Raw genomic sequence first — 15,382 nt, forward strand, 5'->3', positions numbered from 1 at the left:
AACGCCGCCCATCGTGAGATGTGCGGCGTTTTTTTATGCCTGCAAGATGGCTATGTGAGCCTGCTCGCGATAGCGGTCTCACATTCAATATCAATATCAATATCAATATCGACTGACACACCGCTATCGCGAGCAGGCTCACTCCTAAGGGGATTTGTGGTGTGCTTGCCATGCCACTCGTCAGCGCCTCAGCACCTTCCCCCGCCCGGCTCTTCCAACGTTTTATACCCCTCGCAGGAAGATCCGGATGATGAACAGAACAATCACCGCCCTCGCCGTCGCGAGCCTGTTGTCGACGAGCTCGTTTTTCGCCATGGCCGCCGAGAAGGCAGACGTTCCGCCAACCGCCATTCCCGGCGTCAACCAGGCCCAGGGCGCCGAATCCAATGAGCAGAAGGCCGACAAAAAGGGTGAGGAAGCCTCGGGCTCAAACTCCGGCGCCGATTCGCAGGCCACGGAAAAAGACGCCGCTACGTCGAGCGGTTCGAAGGGCGAAGAAAAAACCGAGTAAACGCAGTCAACGGAGGTACACGACATGCACAACGATGACGATGTGAATGAAGCATCCAACGCCCCTTCCACTGATGTGTCGGGCAAACCGGTCAACGTGGTCGAAAGGGACCTGCACGACACATCAAGAGAAACCGAGGGCGTCGATGAAGCCATCACGCCCTCTTCCACCCGCGCCAAGGAGCAGGACGCTGAAAAGCTCAGCGATAAAATCGCGGAAATAGAACGCAAAGTGGCGGATGGTAATTAGCGACCTGGGGAAACGGGAGGCCGATGGCCGACCTCCCATCCCCTGTCGTTGCTCAGCGTCTGTCATCCGATAGCGGAGTTGGCTCATCCGCCTCCGGCATGTCCCTGTCCGGGTCTTCCCAGTCGTCAGGTCGCTGGTCGTCTGGCCGTGTCAGCGGATCATATCGACCGGGATCGTCAGGATTGGCCATCGGGTCATCAGTGCCTGGCTCCGGTCTGGATGGAACCGCGTCTTGCACCGGGTACTGGTGTTGTTGCTGGAAAGTCGAATCGTCGGACATACCCACCTCACCGCTCAAGGGTCCGGATTCTCCGGGCCGTACAAATTGGAAGTGGACCGAGTTGCAGCGTGCGTTCGAACAGACGAGTGGCTAGCCCTCGGCGCCGGTGGCCGGACCGGTTGCGTCCTTGGCGGCGCAGCACAGCAAGATGTCGGACACGCGCATGATCGGCAGCGGGTCGGTCTGGCGACGTTCTTTAAGCCATTGGCGGCTGCGTCCAATATCCAGTTGCAGATTCAACAACATCATCAGGCTTAGCAGTTCTTGGGAAATACGTCCCTGGCCGCATTCAGGGCAATGAAATTCCTGCCCAACGCCTGCGCAGAGTGTTCGTGCAAAAGGATTTTCACAGATCAAACAAGACATAGTCGGTCTCCACCCAATAAAAAGTAGAGAGCCGCGAGCGCTCAAAGGTGTTCATCGCGGCCGACGAACGGCCCTGCCCCCCTCAGCGGAGCAATGCCGAGAGCGTTAGCGCGCTGCCCAATGCAGCACCACTGGCAGTGTTGTCGAACATGCACCACGTCGCTTCGCTGTCGGTGGTGGCTGTTTGAAGAGTGATTGCCAGGCTTTGCCGCGTGGGCAGTTCGTAGGGGCTGAAGTAAGTTCGGGGCGATCCTTGCAGTCGCCAATACTTCAATCCCGGCCAGCCCCCCCGGCAGCGCGTCATGGCTGATGCGTGATGGATCAACCGTGGCCCGGGTAATACGGTGATGGATCAACAGCCGCTCGGCATCGAGCCAGGATTCGTGCCGGGGTTCGAGCACTACGTGACCGGCATACTGCTGTCTGAGTTCAATGAAAAAGCTGTCAGCTACTGAATGATCAAATGCCAATGAGGGCGGCAACTGCACGAGCAGGCAGTCCAATCGATCATTTAACCCTGAACACTGCGAGATAAACTCGATCAGCCCAATGGAACCTAAAGATTCAGCTCGCTCTCTATTGCAGGACCAGCAGACGGAGGAATTCACCATGATCGACCCAGCAACCGGCATGAGGGCGGGCGAGCGCTATAACGTCGAGTGCCTCGAACGCACGCCGCATTTCCCCGGCTTCTTTCTCGATGGAAAGTATTACCTCGGACCCGAGTTGCAGACGGCGGTCGGCTGGGTTGAAGGGCAGCAGTTTCTGTATGACCAACTCGATCCGACGGGCGAACCGGTGTATCCCGGGCGTGTCGCCGGCACTATTGAAAACCTGACATTGGTCCTCGCCGATGGCACGCGCCTGAAACTGAACGAGATGGCATACGACGCCCCCAGATACCTGCCCACCGAAATGACTGACGACATTCTAAACACCTCCCCGTTGGCGCCCGTCAGGCCCATCCGACCTTCGCCGCTGCTGGTCATCGGCGCCGCACTGTTGATTGGCGGTTGCCTGCTCGCGATTAATCGTCTGGGCCATCGCCGGCCCGTGCGCTAGGTTCGCGGGCAATCATGGCGATTGCCCGCGACCTCGCTTTATAGATACCAGCGATATTCCCGCGCACTGATTTCCTGCATGAACGCCAGGTGATCCTGACGTTTGTTCTCGCAATAAACGTCCACAAACTCCGCTCCCAGCCCTTCACGCAATTGCGGCTGATGCTGCATTGCGCGCACGGCTTCGAGCATTTCCTTAGGAAAGTCGACGCCACTGTTGCGGTCTTCGTTCAGCGGCAGAATCGGTTCCTTGCCGGACTCCAGCCCATGTTCCAATCCGACCAGAATCGCCGCCAATACCAAATAGGGGTTGGCATCGGCACCGGCCAGGCGATGTTCGACGCGCAAGTTCTTCGAGTCCGATTCCGGAATGCGCAGGCACGCATCGCGGTCTTCAAACCCCCAGCTCGCTTGGGTGGCGATGTTGGTCGTGCCGCCCAGGCGTCGATAAGCGTTCTGGTTCGGGGCGAAAACCGGCATGCAATGCGGCAGCAATTGGAGGCAACCCGCCACTGCGTGACGTAACGATTGCTGCTGGTTGGCCGCCAGAATGTTATTCCCGGCCGTATCGTAAAGGCTGACATGCACATGCATGCCGCTGCCCGGATGCTGCAAGTAAGGCTTGGCCATGAAACTCGCACGGTAACCGTGCTTGAGCGCCACGCCACGGCTGCTGCGACAGAACAGCGCTGCCCAGTCGGCGGCACGCAAGCCATCGTCCAGGTGGCCGAAGTTGATTTCGAACTGACCCGGTCCGAGTTCAGCCGTGATCACCGTGCTGTCGATGCCCTGGGCCCGCGAGGCTTCGACCATGTCATCAAGTACCGGCGCAAAGCGCGACAGTCGTTCGATGTGCATGTTGGGTTGATCGTCGGCATCGTCCGTCAGCTCATCGCGGGGAAATTGCGGCAGCCCGTCGCGCAGCTTTTTATCGAACAGGTAGAACTCCAGCTCGAACGCCACCACCGGATGAATGCCTTTGCCGGCAAGCCTGTCCAGGACCTGCGCCAGCACTTGGCGCGGTTCGAACACGATGGGTTTTGCGGTGCCGTCCGAGGTGATCAGCATTTGCCCCAGCGGTTGCGCTTCCCAGGTCACTGGCTTGAGCGTGCCCGGTACCAGCCGACGCACGGCGTCCGGGTCGCCATCGTTGAAGCAGTAGTCGCCAATCTTGAACAACCCGCCTTGCACGCCCAGCAGCACGCAGTTCTGCGGCAGTTTCAGCGCACTGCCGGCCGCGACCTTTTCCAGCATGTCCACCGGGTAGCGCTTGCCGTAGAAATGCCCGGGGATATCGAGGGAAATCAGGTCGACATAACGCACGTCAGGGTAGCGTTGGCGAAAAGCACGCACCTCGGCCAGCAGGTCAGAGCAGGTAGCATCCATCATTGTGGGTCCTTGTCTTGTTATCAGGTGTAAACCCAGAGCACTCGCGTGAGTTGTCCGGTGAGGTTGCCGTAGCGGCAACGGGTATGGCTGTCGAACTGGAAACTGTCGCCAGCCACCAAAGTCACAGGTTCTTCGTCGTCGCCCAGCCACAGCGTCAACTCGCCTTCGAGCACATAGCCGCCCTGCTCCGAGCTGTCACTCATGTGCCGGTCGCCGCTGCTGGCACCCGCTTCCAGATGACTTTCGAGCATGGAAAATGACGCGCGCATTTTTGGCGAAACCAGAATGTCGGTAATGCCGTTGGCGTAGTACAGCGTGCGGCGTTCATCGGGCCGTGTGACCCATGGCAACTCCTTGGGTTTTGGCAGGCTGTAGAAGTACGTGGTCGGTACGCCCAGGGTTTCGCTGATCGCCGTCAAGTCGGCCACGGTGGGCCGTGACAGGCCGCGTTCGACCTGCGAAAGAAAGCCGACGGAGCGGCCGATTTTGTCGGCCAGTTCCTTCAAGGTGTATTTCTTGTGCTTGCGCAAATCGTGAATCAGGATCGCCAGCGCAGCGATTTCTTCTTGCTTGTTCATGCCTGGAATTCCGTTAGATGACTCATCAGATACTGTCGCGCAGTCGATACCAGGCTTTGCCGATGGCTTCCAGTGGCGCGGCGAGGTATTTGCCGCCGGGAAAGCTGCCGTTGTCCAGGCCCTGATACAAGGACAATTCATCGTCCTGGCCCAGAATGGCGTCGGACACCGCACGGGCCGCGGCCAGTGTCGGCAGCACACCATGCCCGGAATAACCTTGCATCCAATAGCGATCACCGGAGCGGCCAACGTCGGGCGTTCGTTTAAGCGTCAGGTCGATGTGCCCGCCCCAGGCGAACTCCAGTTCCACACCTTTGAGCTGCGGGAACACCCGTTCCAGGAACGGTCGTGTGGCACCGGCGATGTCCTTGGGCATGCCGCCCAGATAGGTGCAGCCGCCGCCGAACAGCAGGCGGTTGTCGGGTGTGCGACGGAAATAGTCGAGGACAAACTGGTTGTCGGTGACGCAGACATTACTCGGCAGCAGCGCAGTGGCTTGCTCCGGCGTCAGGGGCGCGGTCGCCACTTGATACGTCCCGACAGGCAATACGCAACTGGCCAGTTGTGGGTCGAGCCGATCGAGATAGGCGTTGCAGGCCAGCACCAGAACGTCGGCGCGAATCGCCCCGCGCTCAGTGTTCACCACGAAGCGGCCACCCTCCTCGCGATAACTCAACGCTTTGCTTTGCTCATGGATACGGCCACCCGCGCGTTCGATGGCGGCGGCCAGGCCGATGGCCAGTTTCAGAGGGTTCAAATGAGCGCCCTCTGGGTCGTACAACCCTGCCTGATAGCGCTCGCTGGCGATCCATTCCGGCAACTGTTCACGGCTGATGAGCTGCAAACCGTGGTGCCCCCACTTGTGACTGGCCTCGCGCTGCCACTCGGTCAGCAGGCCGATACGTCGTGGCAACACGGAGGTCCACACATGGCCGGCGCGATAATCACAATCGAAGCCGTGGCGAGCTGGCAATTCACGCAGTTCCTGCGCCGCCCAGCGCATGCCGTCCCACAACCGCCGTGCACGCTCATAACCCAGCGCGGCTTCCAGCGGTGGCATGTCACACGACCAGCCGAGGATGGCCTGTCCACCGTTTCGACCCGAGGCGGCCCACGCCACGCGACTGGCTTCCAGCAGTGTCACGCGTTTGCCGGCCAGCGCCAGGCGCAACGCGGTGTGCAGGCCACTGAAACCGGCGCCGATGATCAGGATGTCGGTGTCGTGTTCACCGGCGAGTGCGGGCCGAGTGGTCAGGCGATCCGCGCAGCTGTGGGCGTAGTAGCTGGCGACATGCTGCGTGGACTGCTGGAACATACAAGCCTCATGAAATTATGTTTTTATAATTTCATGAAAAACTACAGGATTAATTTCATATGGGCAACCAGCGTAATTTTTCTATGCCTGGGCTGACGCCATCGCGAGCAAGCTCGCTCCCACAGTAGATCTCCATCTGACGCAGATTTTGTGCGCGACCAAGATCACCTGCGGGAGCGAGCTTGCTCGCGATGAGGCCAGCCCAGACCACCCAAAATCCCGACGTGTCTCAGGCATTGGGCGACTTATGCCACGGATACCCCTTCGCACTCTGCTCAAAGGCGTAATCAAACAACCGCTTCATGTACTCGCCATCGAACTGGCGATTGCGCAGGTGAAGAAAATCCGCCCCGATGTACGCCAGATTGAAATCCGCCCCGTCCTGCTGGGCGATTCGGTAGATCCGCTCCAGGTCGCTGATACCTTGCATCTGAATCAATGCGCTGATGGCGCGACCACCAATGCTCAACGTGCGGCGTTTGGTCCCCGACCACTGCGGTTCCATCTTGCCGTTACGAATCACATAAAAATGCCGATCACGGCGCAAACGCGCGCCGGTCACGCTGTTCAGTGCCATGACGGTGCCTGGCGGATAAAGGAAGACCTGTGTAATGACGCCGCCGTCGACGTGCATCTCCTGAAACGGTTGGCCGTTCACTTCCACGTCGATCATGACTGGAGAAACGGCGCCGGGAATACTCATCGACGCGATCAGGATCCGCCGGAACAAGTCGAGCGCTCCTGGTGCGCCGCTGGCAGCAATGGCGCCCATGTTCCAGGTCACGGGCCGCCCCGCATCGAGGTCGGTGGTGCCGATCATCAGCAAGCGTCCGTTGGCGTATTGCGCGGCAATCGCCGCCAGTATGTCCGCAGAAATGCACTGCGCGACGAGCCGCGCCAATGGCTTGCTGTCCGCAATGCCGTCGCTGGCAAGCCGGGTCAGCACACTGCGTGAATGGAAGACGTCTTTGGGGCCGATGGCACTGCAAATGCGCAGGATGATGTCGTCGTACTGAGGCCCCAGGTACGCGAACGGGGCCACCAGGGCCCCGGCGCTGATGCCCGTGACGACTTTGAAAGGTGGACGCGAACCATGCAACGTCCATCCCGCGATAATCCCCGCCGCAAAGGTGCCGGCATCACCACCACCGGAAATCGCCAGCATGTTGGCCAGTGGCAAGGTGTCATTCGGCTCCCCTGCCCTGGCCAGCGCTTCGGCCTCACGCAGGTTGGACTGGTGCACATCCCGAATCAGCGGCGCGAGGTCCCGGTCCAGCCAGTAACGCGCCTCGGGAATGCCGGGGACGACCGCCAGTTCCGTCAAGGTCGGCGGCACGGCATCCCGGCGTTGCAGGCACGCCTGGCGCAACATGTTCCACGTTGACGCACCGGGTCCGGGCTGGAATGGTTTCAACACACCTCCTCATGACCTGAGGACGTCAGACACCCTCCGGTCGATCCTTAACCCACTGCCAGAATAATTGGTAACCCACCGCCAGCACCACCGGCCCGATGAACAGCCCGAGGATGCCGCTGGTGACCATGCCGCCCAACGCGCCAATCAACACGACCGGCATCGGCACATCCACACCGCGCCCCAGCAACAGTGGTTTGAGGACGTTGTCCACCAGGCCCGCAACGAACACAAAGACCGAGAAGATAATGGTCCTCGTGTTGGGCCCTTCGGTGGCCATGACATAGGCGATCACTGGTAGCGTAATCAGCGTGGCCGGCAACTGCATGATGCCCAGCAGCAATACGCCGATGGCCAGCAGACCGGCACCGGGGATGCCTTTGAGCACAAAGCCGATCCCCACCAGCATCATCTGGATAAACGCGATACCGACCACACCGAGCGCAACGGCACGGATGGTCGCCGTGCAGAGCTCGGCGATCTGCGCCCCCTTGTCCGGACCGCTGATGCGTGACGCGATATCCACCGCACAACGGCCGCCGGCTTCGCCATGGGCCATGAAAATACCGGCGATGATCAAGGCAACAATGAACATCAGCAAACCTGCCCCGACGCCCGCGATTTTGGCCAACACGCCCAGCGTGACGCCTTTTATTTGCGGCAGGTATTTCACCATCAGGTCGGGCAGATCGGTTGAGGCCTGCAGCCATATCGCCGAGATCGATTTACCCACCAGCGGCCAGGTTGCGACCGTATCCGGTGGCGGCGGGATATGGAAACTGCCCTCCTTCACCAGGTCGACGACCTTGGCCACCGACTCCGCAATCGAGGTCCCCAACAGATAGACCGGCACCACCAGAATCGCGATGGAAATCACCACAATTACGGTTGCAGCACGCCCCTCGCTACGCCCCATCGAGCCCATGAGTCGCAGTTGCAACGGATAGAGGGTGATTGCGAGGATGACCGACCACAGCATCAGGTCGCGAAACGGACGGAAAATCTCGAAACAGAACAGTACCAAAACGACAATCAACCCGGCACGAATCAGGACATCGAGCATGCTGCGGGTCAGCGATTTCTCGGACAGTGGTAAGGGCACCATGGATGCCTCCTTGCTGATAGCTGCAAAGAACAGTTGGGGAACGGTTAGGGCAGCATAGACGCTGATTTCACCGTGCGACATCCACAATGTGCTCTGTATCGCTGCGCTGCGAAAAAAACCGCAAAAACAGCACATGGACTCAATATCCGCTGCTCAAACCACGCAACCATGGCCCCCTCACTCACCCCGTAAGGACCTCATCATGGCCATTGCGAAAGCAGTTCCCGGCAAAACCCTGCTGACCCCCTCCGACCACACCCTGATCATGATTGACCACCAATCGCAGATGTCCTTTGCGACCAAGTCAATCGACGCCGTGACCTTGCGCAACAACGCCGCGCTCGTGGCCAAGGCGGCTCGTGGGTTCAAGGTCTCGACCCTCCTTACCACTGTGGCCGAGAAGAGCTTTTCCGGGCCGATTTTTGATGAAATCAAATCGGTGTTCCCGGATCACAACGTGATCGACCGCACCAGCATGAACACCTGGGAAGACGAGCGCATCGCCGTTGAAGTCAACAAGTTCGGCAAGCAGAAAATCGTCTTGGCCGGTCTCTGGACCTCGGTGTGTATTGTCGGCCCGGCGCTGTCGGCCATCGACCAGGGTTTCGAGGTGTACGTAATCGCCGACGCCTGTGGCGACGTCACCACCGAAGCCCACGAAATGGCTATGCAGCGCATGATCCAGATCGGCGCTCGCCCGATGACGTCCCTGCAATACCTGCTGGAACTGCAGCGTGACTGGGCGCGCAGCGAAACCTATGACGAAACCGTCAAAACCTCGATCGCCAACGGCGGTGCCTACGGTCTGGGCCTGATCTATGCCAAGAGCATGTTCGGTGCCTCGGAAGCCCATTAAGCAACAACCAGCGACTCCGTAATCGCGGAGTCGCTGCCCGGTGGTGATTGATCGATGACGTTTTCCAAGCGCAAATCCGGTCTGCCTTTCTGGTTATCGGTGATAGTCGCCAGCACGACCGCAACGGCGCACGCGGATGAAGCGATGCAAACCGGGCAAGGGTTCCTCGACGGTGCGACGCTGAATGTGCTCAGCCGCAACTTCTACCTCAACAGTGATTACCGGTCCCCTTCAGCGTCCGGCAAAAGCTACAAGGCGGAATGGGCGCAAGGCTTCATTGGCGCTTTCGAGTCTGGATTTACCCCCGGCCTCCTCGGATTTGGCCTCGATAGCCACGCCTTTTTGGGCGTGAAGCTCGACAGTGGCAAGGGTCGTTCCGGCACCGGATTGCTGCCGGTGGACAGTGACGGCCGCAGTGAGAACAACTATTCCAGCGCTGGCGGCGCGCTGAAAATCAAGGCGTCTAAAACCACCGTGGCGTACGGCGAAATGATGGTTGAAACACCGGTGTTCGATACCGCCGACAAACGCCTGCAACCGGAATACGCCACCGGTTTCCTGCTCAACAGCCGCGAAATCGATGGCATGAATGTGCAGGCCGGTCACTTCACGGCGTTCAAGAATCAGGACAGTTCATCGAGCAAGGGCAATTTTTCCGGTTACGGGGCCAACACCGATGCTGGCGGCATTTCGTTTGTCGGCGCCGACCTGTTCACCCAAAGCCCAGTCGGCGGCGCGCTCTATGCGTCAACGCTGACCGACACCTGGCACCAGTACTACGGCAATCTTCACCTCAAGCAGCCCGGTGTCTTCGTCGACGCCAATCTCTACCATACGCGGGACACGGGTGAGGCATTGGCCGGCGCCATCGACAACACTGCGTTCAGCCTGTCCGGCAAATACACGGTCAATGCCCACGGCTTCACCCTGGCCTATCAGAAAGTCAACGGTGACACCCCCTTCGATTTCGTCGGTGGCGACTCCATCTACCTGGCCAACTCGATCAAGTACGCCGACTTCAACGGCGCCCACGAACAATCCTGGCAAGTGCGCTACGACCTCGACCTGAGCACCTTCGGCGTCCCCGGCCTGGCCTTCATGACGCGTTACGTCAAAGGCACGCAGATCGACGGAACCCATGCGCCCCAGGGTGGCGCCTACAACCCCTTCGATGAGGCGACCGGCACCTTCGTACCGCAACAAGGCGACGGCGGACGGCATTGGGAGCGCGACATCGATTTGCGTTACATCGTGCAATCAGGAGCGGCCAAGGATTTGTCACTGCAACTGTCCCATGTGTCGCACCGTGCCAACGCGGCGCAGGCAGGCGATGACATCGACCGGGTGTATGTGGTGATCCAGTACCCGTTGAACTTCGGGCCTTTTTGATCGGGAAGTTGGCGGAAGTACGAAACGCGAAACTTCAACGCAGTTTCAGCGGGTCGACCATCTGCGCCGCGATCGCCATGCCCACCAGGTCCGGCAAGGTAGTGGCTTGCATGCGTTTCATCACACGCGAGCGGTACAGGTCGACGGTTTTTGCGCTGACGCCCAGTTGCTCCGCTATTTCCCGGGTGGTGTAACCCTGTACCAGCGGCAGCAAGACATCGCGCTCACGTGGGGTCAGCGTCAGCAACCGCGCCTGCAACGCATCGTGCCCCTGGCTGCCGGAGCGGTTGGCCGCGCAGTTGCTGAGCGCCTGTTGCACGCTGTCCAGCAGCAACTGCTCGTTGTAGGGTTTCTCGATGAAGTCATGGGCGCCGGCCTTGAAAGCGCGAACCACGATCGGCACATCGGCGTGCCCGCTGACAAAGATGATCGGCAGATTCAGTTCACGCGCGCGCATTTCCTCCTGCACGTTCAGCCCGCCCATGCCGGGCATGCGAACATCGAGCAGCACGCAGGCATCGAGCGTGGCATCACAAGCATTGAGAAACGCCACACCACTGGTAAACGGCAAGGCCTTGAGCCCGACCGATTCCAATAACCAGACCGTTGAATCAAGCATGCCCTGGTCATCGTCGACCACATACACCACGTGCTCCGTCACACCTGCCATTACGTTATTCCTGTTGTTGTTTTGTTGGGCCGGCCAGCGGCAGACGGCAGCACATCAGCAGCCCGACCGGTTGGCGCAGGGCCTGTAATTCGCCACCGAAACCTTCGATGATGCTGCGGCTCATGGACAAACCAAGCCCCAGGCCATCAGCCTTGCTGGTATAGAACGGGGTAAATATCTGCTCCAGCTCCGGCTCGCTGACACCCGGTCCCTGGTCTTGCACACTGATTTCCACGGTTGCACTAGCACCCTGCCCCGCGGCCATCACAATCAGTGACGGTTGCCCCGGATGTTGTTCGCGGTTGGCGTCAATGGCATTGCGCAACAGATTGAGCAGCACCTGCTCCAGCAACACCCGGTCGGCATAAACGGGCGGCAGATTATCCGGCAGACAATCCTCGATTGTCACTTGGCAATTGCTCGCCTCCCAAGCACACAAACGCACGGCCTCGCGGGCGACGTCGGTGAAATTCAGGGCTTGCATGCGGCGTTGGCCCTTGCGCAGAAACGCCCGTAGACGGCTGATCACTTGCGAGGCATGGGTGGCATGCTGGGTTATGCGCTGCAGCCCCTGTGCCACTCGTTCTGCGGCCTGAGGATTGGAATCCAGAGTCTGTAAATAGCGCTGGCTGGCATTCGCATAATTGACCACCGCGGCCAATGGCTGGTTGATTTCGTGGGCAATGCCCGAGGCCAGTTCACCCAGCGTTACCAAACGCGCGGTGTGCGCCAGTTCGTCTTGATGACGGCGCTGTTGCACCTCACGCAATTCGCGTTCGGTCATGTCCCGCGCCACCAACGAGTAGTAGCGCTCACCGCCTGCAGATCGGTGCGCCAACAGCACCAGCGACACTGGCACTGACATGCCGCCACCGAGGGGTTGCAAGCGTGCATCGGTGCTCCAGACTCCATCACGTTCGGCGCTGCTCCAGCCATCACGCTGCAGACGTATCAGGTCCGCGCTCGCGAACAGTTCGGCAAGCGCTGGCATCGCCTGTTGCTCCTCGATTCCGAGGATGCGGCGCGCCGCCGGGTTAAGGTAGGTCACTTGCCCTTCAGGGGCGATGAACAACACCGGGTCGATGTTGGCCTCGACGACTTCGGCCAGGCGTCGCTTGTTCTCTTCCGCCTGCACCCGCGCCGTAATGTCCCGAGACACGCTGACCACTTCGACCACCGCACCGGTGTAGGTTTCACGAATCGCCCGGCTCGCGGTTTCGAACCACAGGTAATGCCCGTCTCGATGGCGAATGCGATAGGTCATCGTGTGATAACCGTCCTGCTCCAGGGCATCCCGTGCGCGCTGCACCAGGCTGGCCAGGTCCTGACCATGGAACAGGCCTTGGGCCATTTGCCCGCGCAACTCTTCCGGCCAGTAGCCGAGCAAGGTCCAGGACGCGGGCGAAGCATCCAGAAAGCGCCCGTCTGGAGTGTGCCGGGAAATCAGGTCGGTGGTGTTTTCGATGATCAACCGGTACAGCCGGCGTGCCGTGGCCGCTTCACGTTCGGCCAACACCTGGAGGGTGGCGTCGCGGCAACGGGCGAGCACGCGGTTGTCCTGAGGATCGGGGATAAACGTCCAGATCAGAATCTGTGTTTCGAACTGCGCCTCAACCCCTTCGATGGCACGCTTCTGGTCCAGGCAGGCGCGCACCAGCACGCGGTGATTGACCGGCAAAAAGCCCAGCACATCAGTCAGCGGTTTTTCGGCGAGCAGTGCCAGCAGCGCTCCGTTGAACTCCAGCGGCCGGCCCTGCGCGTCGAGCAACAGACTCGGTTGCGGATCGTGACCCAACAGCGGCGAGCCGCGCAGCATACCGTTGACGCTACTCAGCAAGGTCGTCAGCAAATCCTGGACCCAACCCAGCCAACCAAGGCTCACGCCGTCGCACACCTCCACCAGCAACAACCCCGGCAGTCCCGATTGCAAGGCCAGATCAAACACCTGGCCATGGCTGATTGCGGCCCGACGCAATCGACCGGACAACCAGCAATCGAGTTGCCGCACTTGCGCCAGATCGAGTCGCCCCGCTTCGACCAGCCGATCAAACAACAACTGATCGCTGGCCAGCGAAGGGTCGCCCAGCCCCGGTGGAAAGTGCTGGGCAGCACCCTCATGGCTGTAAATCCGGGCATTGGGTTGCCAACTCAAATAAACCGCGCGGCGCACCTCGGGACATTCCTGCAAGGCACGGCACAACGCATCAGCCCGGGCGGCCAGAGACACACCCTCGCGCTGCAGGCGCAACCAGCTGTGCAATCGAACGGGAGTCAGGGTCATCACAGGTCCGCTTCGTTGGGGAAGCCAAGGATATACCGCCCTTGGCGGTAAGACTGTATTGATTTAGAACGGCCGGAATCAAATATAGTACATATCCTATATGACGTAGGTTGTACTTCCATATCTGTAGCTGAATGTTATATAAAGCAGATCGGACATAAAAGATGCCCTCAGCGGCGACGCTGCAAGGTCATCTATAGAGCTAACAATCAGCCACCGAGTACCCGCACATGTCGATCTATGAACAAGGGCTAGGCCCTGCGGCTGTCAACCATATTGCCTTGTCTCCGCTCAGCTTCATCGAGCGCACCGCCAGCGTTTATCCGGACTACCCCGCCGTCATCCATGGCTCTATCCGCCGCACCTGGGCGCAGACCTACACCCGCTGCCGCCGCCTGGCCTCGGCATTGGCTGGTCGCGGCATCGGCAAGAACGACACGGTGGCGGTGATGCTGCCCAACATTCCCGAGATGCTTGAAGTGCACTTCGGCGTGCCGATGATTGGCGCGGTGCTCAACCCGCTCAACGTGCGTCTGGATGCCGAAGCCATCGCCTTCATGCTGCAGCATGGCGAAGCCAAGGTGCTGATTACCGACCGCGAGTTCCATGATGTGATTCACGCGGCGATTGGGATGCTGGATCACCCGCCGCTGGTCATCGACGTCAATGATCCGGAATACGGCGAAGGCAAGGCGGTCAGCGATCTGGATTATGAAGCGCTGTTGGCCGAAGGCGATCCAGCCTTTGCCTGGCAGTGGCCAGCGAACGAATGGCAAGCCATCTCGCTGAACTACACCTCAGGCACCACCGGTAACCCCAAAGGCGTGGTTTACCACCATCGCGGTGCTTATCTGAACTCGTTGGGCAACCAGATGACCTGGGCCATGGGCAACCATCCTGTGTACCTCTGGACCCTGCCGATGTTCCATTGCAACGGTTGGTGCTACCCGTGGATTATTACCGCCATGGCCGGTGTGCATGTGTTCCTGCGCCGTGTTGATCCACAGAAAATCCTCACGCTGATCCGCGAGCATCAGGTCACCCATCTGTGCGCTGCGCCGATCGTGCTCAACGCCTTGGTCAACATGCCGGAGTCGGCTAAAGCCGCGATTGATCACCCGGTCAACGCGATGGTCGCCGGTGCCGCGCCACCGGCCAAAGTAATCGGTGCCGTGGAAGAAATGGGCATCAAGGTCACCCATGTGTATGGCCTGACCGAAACCTATGGTCCGGTGACGCTCTGCGCCTGGCATGCCGAATGGGATGAGTTGCCGCTGGACGAACGGGCGCAAATCAAATCCCGTCAGGGCGTGCGTTATCCGACGCTCGAAGGCGTGATGGTCGGCGATTCGAAGACGCTGGAGCCGACCCCGCGAGATGGTCAGACCATCGGTGAGATCTTCATGCGCGGCAACACCGTGATGAAGGGTTACCTGAAGAACCCGACCGCCACGGCCGAAGCGTTCGAAGGCGGCTGGTTCCACACCGGCGACCTGGCGGTGTGTCATCCGAACGGGTATGTCGAGATCAAGGACCGACTCAAGGACATCATCATTTCCGGCGGCGAGAACATTTCCACCATCGAACTGGAAGGTGTGCTTTATCGCCATCCAGCCGTCATGGAAGCGGCCGTTGTCGCCCGTCCCGATGAGAAGTGGGGCGAAACGCCCTGCGCCTTTATCACGTTGAAGGCTGATCACCAGGACGTTCGCGAGGCCGACATCATCAGTTTCTGCCGCGAGCATCTGGCCGGTTTCAAAGTGCCGCGCACGGTGGTTTTCACCCTGCTGCCGAAGACTTCAACCGGCAAGATCCAGAAGTACGTGCTGCGCGACAGGGCCAAGGCGCTCTAACCGAATCGACGTTGTACCCGTCAAGCGGCCGGTGTATTTACCGGCCGCTTCGGGCTCGTGCGGGC

16 protein-coding genes are annotated in these 15,382 nt (G+C 59.9%); 6 read left to right on the top strand and 10 right to left on the bottom strand.

Going from position 1 to position 15,382, the window contains the following annotated elements:
• The first annotated feature begins 250 nt into the window (after positions 1–250).
• Together AB4N43_RS02580 and AB4N43_RS02585 are read left to right on the top strand one after the other, a co-directional pair.
• Positions 251–511 carry a hypothetical protein gene (locus tag AB4N43_RS02580; protein WP_460154196.1) on the top strand — a complete coding sequence of 87 codons (261 nt, stop codon included), beginning with the start codon at positions 251–253 and terminating at the stop codon, positions 509–511.
• A gap of 24 nt (positions 512–535) precedes the next feature.
• Positions 536–760: a hypothetical protein gene (locus tag AB4N43_RS02585; RefSeq protein ID WP_027923168.1), complete on the top strand. Its 225-nt coding sequence runs from the start codon at positions 536–538 to the stop codon at positions 758–760.
• Positions 761–812: 52 nt separating this feature from the next.
• Here AB4N43_RS02585 and AB4N43_RS02590 read toward each other — a convergent pair whose 3' ends face one another.
• From AB4N43_RS02590 to AB4N43_RS02600, 3 genes are all read right to left on the bottom strand, one after another.
• On the bottom strand, positions 813–1,040 hold the full coding sequence (locus AB4N43_RS02590; protein ID WP_081743934.1) for a hypothetical protein: 228 nt from the start codon (positions 1,038–1,040) through the stop codon (positions 813–815).
• A 90-nt stretch (positions 1,041–1,130) separates the two neighbouring features.
• Positions 1,131–1,289: a hypothetical protein gene (locus AB4N43_RS02595; RefSeq protein ID WP_155953718.1), complete on the bottom strand. Its 159-nt coding sequence runs from the start codon at positions 1,287–1,289 to the stop codon at positions 1,131–1,133.
• 158 nt (positions 1,290–1,447) lie between these two features.
• Positions 1,448–2,017, bottom strand: a complete 570-nt coding sequence (locus AB4N43_RS02600; RefSeq protein ID WP_460153074.1) for a DUF72 domain-containing protein — start codon at positions 2,015–2,017, stop codon at positions 1,448–1,450.
• Here AB4N43_RS02600 and AB4N43_RS02605 point away from each other — a divergent pair.
• Entirely contained in the window at positions 2,016–2,468 is a 453-nt protein-coding gene (locus AB4N43_RS02605) for a chitin-binding protein (protein WP_027923169.1), read from the top strand. The two genes, AB4N43_RS02600 and AB4N43_RS02605, sit on opposite strands and share 2 nt — an antisense overlap.
• Before the next feature lie 38 nt (positions 2,469–2,506).
• On the opposite strand, the gene AB4N43_RS02610 is transcribed toward AB4N43_RS02605, so the two are convergent.
• The 5 genes from AB4N43_RS02610 to AB4N43_RS02630 all read right to left on the bottom strand — a co-directional run bounded on the left by AB4N43_RS02610 (position 2,507) and on the right by AB4N43_RS02630 (position 8,268).
• Positions 2,507–3,853, bottom strand: coding sequence for a glutamine synthetase family protein (locus tag AB4N43_RS02610; RefSeq protein WP_460154197.1), 1,347 nt, complete (start codon positions 3,851–3,853; stop codon positions 2,507–2,509).
• A gap of 23 nt (positions 3,854–3,876) precedes the next feature.
• A complete protein-coding gene (locus AB4N43_RS02615; protein ID WP_027923171.1) occupies positions 3,877–4,434 on the bottom strand; it encodes a helix-turn-helix domain-containing protein in 558 nt (185 codons plus the stop codon).
• A 25-nt stretch (positions 4,435–4,459) separates the two neighbouring features.
• The gene (locus tag AB4N43_RS02620) at positions 4,460–5,749 is read right to left on the bottom strand and encodes an NAD(P)/FAD-dependent oxidoreductase (protein WP_027923172.1); all 1,290 of its coding nucleotides are present in this window, start codon (positions 5,747–5,749) and stop codon (positions 4,460–4,462) included.
• 229 nt (positions 5,750–5,978) lie between these two features.
• Positions 5,979–7,163 carry a patatin-like phospholipase family protein gene (locus AB4N43_RS02625; protein ID WP_027923173.1) on the bottom strand — a complete coding sequence of 395 codons (1,185 nt, stop codon included), beginning with the start codon at positions 7,161–7,163 and terminating at the stop codon, positions 5,979–5,981.
• Positions 7,164–7,188: 25 nt separating this feature from the next.
• Positions 7,189–8,268, bottom strand: a complete 1,080-nt coding sequence (locus AB4N43_RS02630) for an AI-2E family transporter (protein ID WP_027923174.1) — start codon at positions 8,266–8,268, stop codon at positions 7,189–7,191.
• Between the two features lie 202 nt (positions 8,269–8,470).
• Here AB4N43_RS02630 and AB4N43_RS02635 point away from each other — a divergent pair, with 202 nt between their 5' ends.
• Complete coding sequence (locus AB4N43_RS02635; protein WP_027923175.1) at positions 8,471–9,124, top strand: hydrolase; 654 nt, start codon at positions 8,471–8,473, stop codon at positions 9,122–9,124.
• A gap of 54 nt (positions 9,125–9,178) precedes the next feature.
• Complete coding sequence (locus AB4N43_RS02640) at positions 9,179–10,513, top strand: OprD family porin (RefSeq protein WP_027923176.1); 1,335 nt, start codon at positions 9,179–9,181, stop codon at positions 10,511–10,513.
• A gap of 34 nt (positions 10,514–10,547) precedes the next feature.
• On the opposite strand, the gene AB4N43_RS02645 is transcribed toward AB4N43_RS02640, so the two are convergent.
• Both AB4N43_RS02645 and AB4N43_RS02650 read right to left on the bottom strand, forming a co-directional pair.
• A complete protein-coding gene (locus AB4N43_RS02645; RefSeq protein WP_027923177.1) occupies positions 10,548–11,183 on the bottom strand; it encodes a response regulator transcription factor in 636 nt (211 codons plus the stop codon).
• A gap of 4 nt (positions 11,184–11,187) precedes the next feature.
• Positions 11,188–13,464: a PAS domain-containing sensor histidine kinase gene (locus tag AB4N43_RS02650; protein WP_027923178.1), complete on the bottom strand. Its 2,277-nt coding sequence runs from the start codon at positions 13,462–13,464 to the stop codon at positions 11,188–11,190.
• A gap of 230 nt (positions 13,465–13,694) precedes the next feature.
• Here AB4N43_RS02650 and AB4N43_RS02655 point away from each other — a divergent pair, with 230 nt between their 5' ends.
• Positions 13,695–15,317: an acyl-CoA synthetase gene (locus tag AB4N43_RS02655; protein ID WP_027923179.1), complete on the top strand. Its 1,623-nt coding sequence runs from the start codon at positions 13,695–13,697 to the stop codon at positions 15,315–15,317.
• Positions 15,318–15,382 lie beyond the last annotated feature (65 nt).

The organism is Pseudomonas sp. S2_B07, assembly GCF_054668435.1.

Coding starts and splice junctions, on each gene's coding strand:
- AB4N43_RS02650 (WP_027923178.1), bottom strand. CDS start 13,464: ATGACCCTGACTCCCGTTCGATTGCACAGCTGGTTGCGCCTGCAGCGC.
- AB4N43_RS02595 (WP_155953718.1), bottom strand. CDS start 1,289: ATGATGTTGTTGAATCTGCAACTGGATATTGGACGCAGCCGCCAATGG.
- AB4N43_RS02610 (WP_460154197.1), bottom strand. CDS start 3,853: ATGGATGCTACCTGCTCTGACCTGCTGGCCGAGGTGCGTGCTTTTCGC.
- AB4N43_RS02605 (WP_027923169.1), top strand. CDS start 2,016: ATGATCGACCCAGCAACCGGCATGAGGGCGGGCGAGCGCTATAACGTC.
- AB4N43_RS02580 (WP_460154196.1), top strand. CDS start 251: ATGAACAGAACAATCACCGCCCTCGCCGTCGCGAGCCTGTTGTCGACG.
- AB4N43_RS02620 (WP_027923172.1), bottom strand. CDS start 5,749: ATGTTCCAGCAGTCCACGCAGCATGTCGCCAGCTACTACGCCCACAGC.
- AB4N43_RS02600 (WP_460153074.1), bottom strand. CDS start 2,017: ATGGTGAATTCCTCCGTCTGCTGGTCCTGCAATAGAGAGCGAGCTGAA.
- AB4N43_RS02655 (WP_027923179.1), top strand. CDS start 13,695: ATGTCGATCTATGAACAAGGGCTAGGCCCTGCGGCTGTCAACCATATT.
- AB4N43_RS02585 (WP_027923168.1), top strand. CDS start 536: ATGCACAACGATGACGATGTGAATGAAGCATCCAACGCCCCTTCCACT.
- AB4N43_RS02640 (WP_027923176.1), top strand. CDS start 9,179: ATGACGTTTTCCAAGCGCAAATCCGGTCTGCCTTTCTGGTTATCGGTG.
- AB4N43_RS02635 (WP_027923175.1), top strand. CDS start 8,471: ATGGCCATTGCGAAAGCAGTTCCCGGCAAAACCCTGCTGACCCCCTCC.
- AB4N43_RS02615 (WP_027923171.1), bottom strand. CDS start 4,434: ATGAACAAGCAAGAAGAAATCGCTGCGCTGGCGATCCTGATTCACGAT.
- AB4N43_RS02645 (WP_027923177.1), bottom strand. CDS start 11,183: ATGGCAGGTGTGACGGAGCACGTGGTGTATGTGGTCGACGATGACCAG.
- AB4N43_RS02590 (WP_081743934.1), bottom strand. CDS start 1,040: ATGTCCGACGATTCGACTTTCCAGCAACAACACCAGTACCCGGTGCAA.
- AB4N43_RS02630 (WP_027923174.1), bottom strand. CDS start 8,268: ATGGTGCCCTTACCACTGTCCGAGAAATCGCTGACCCGCAGCATGCTC.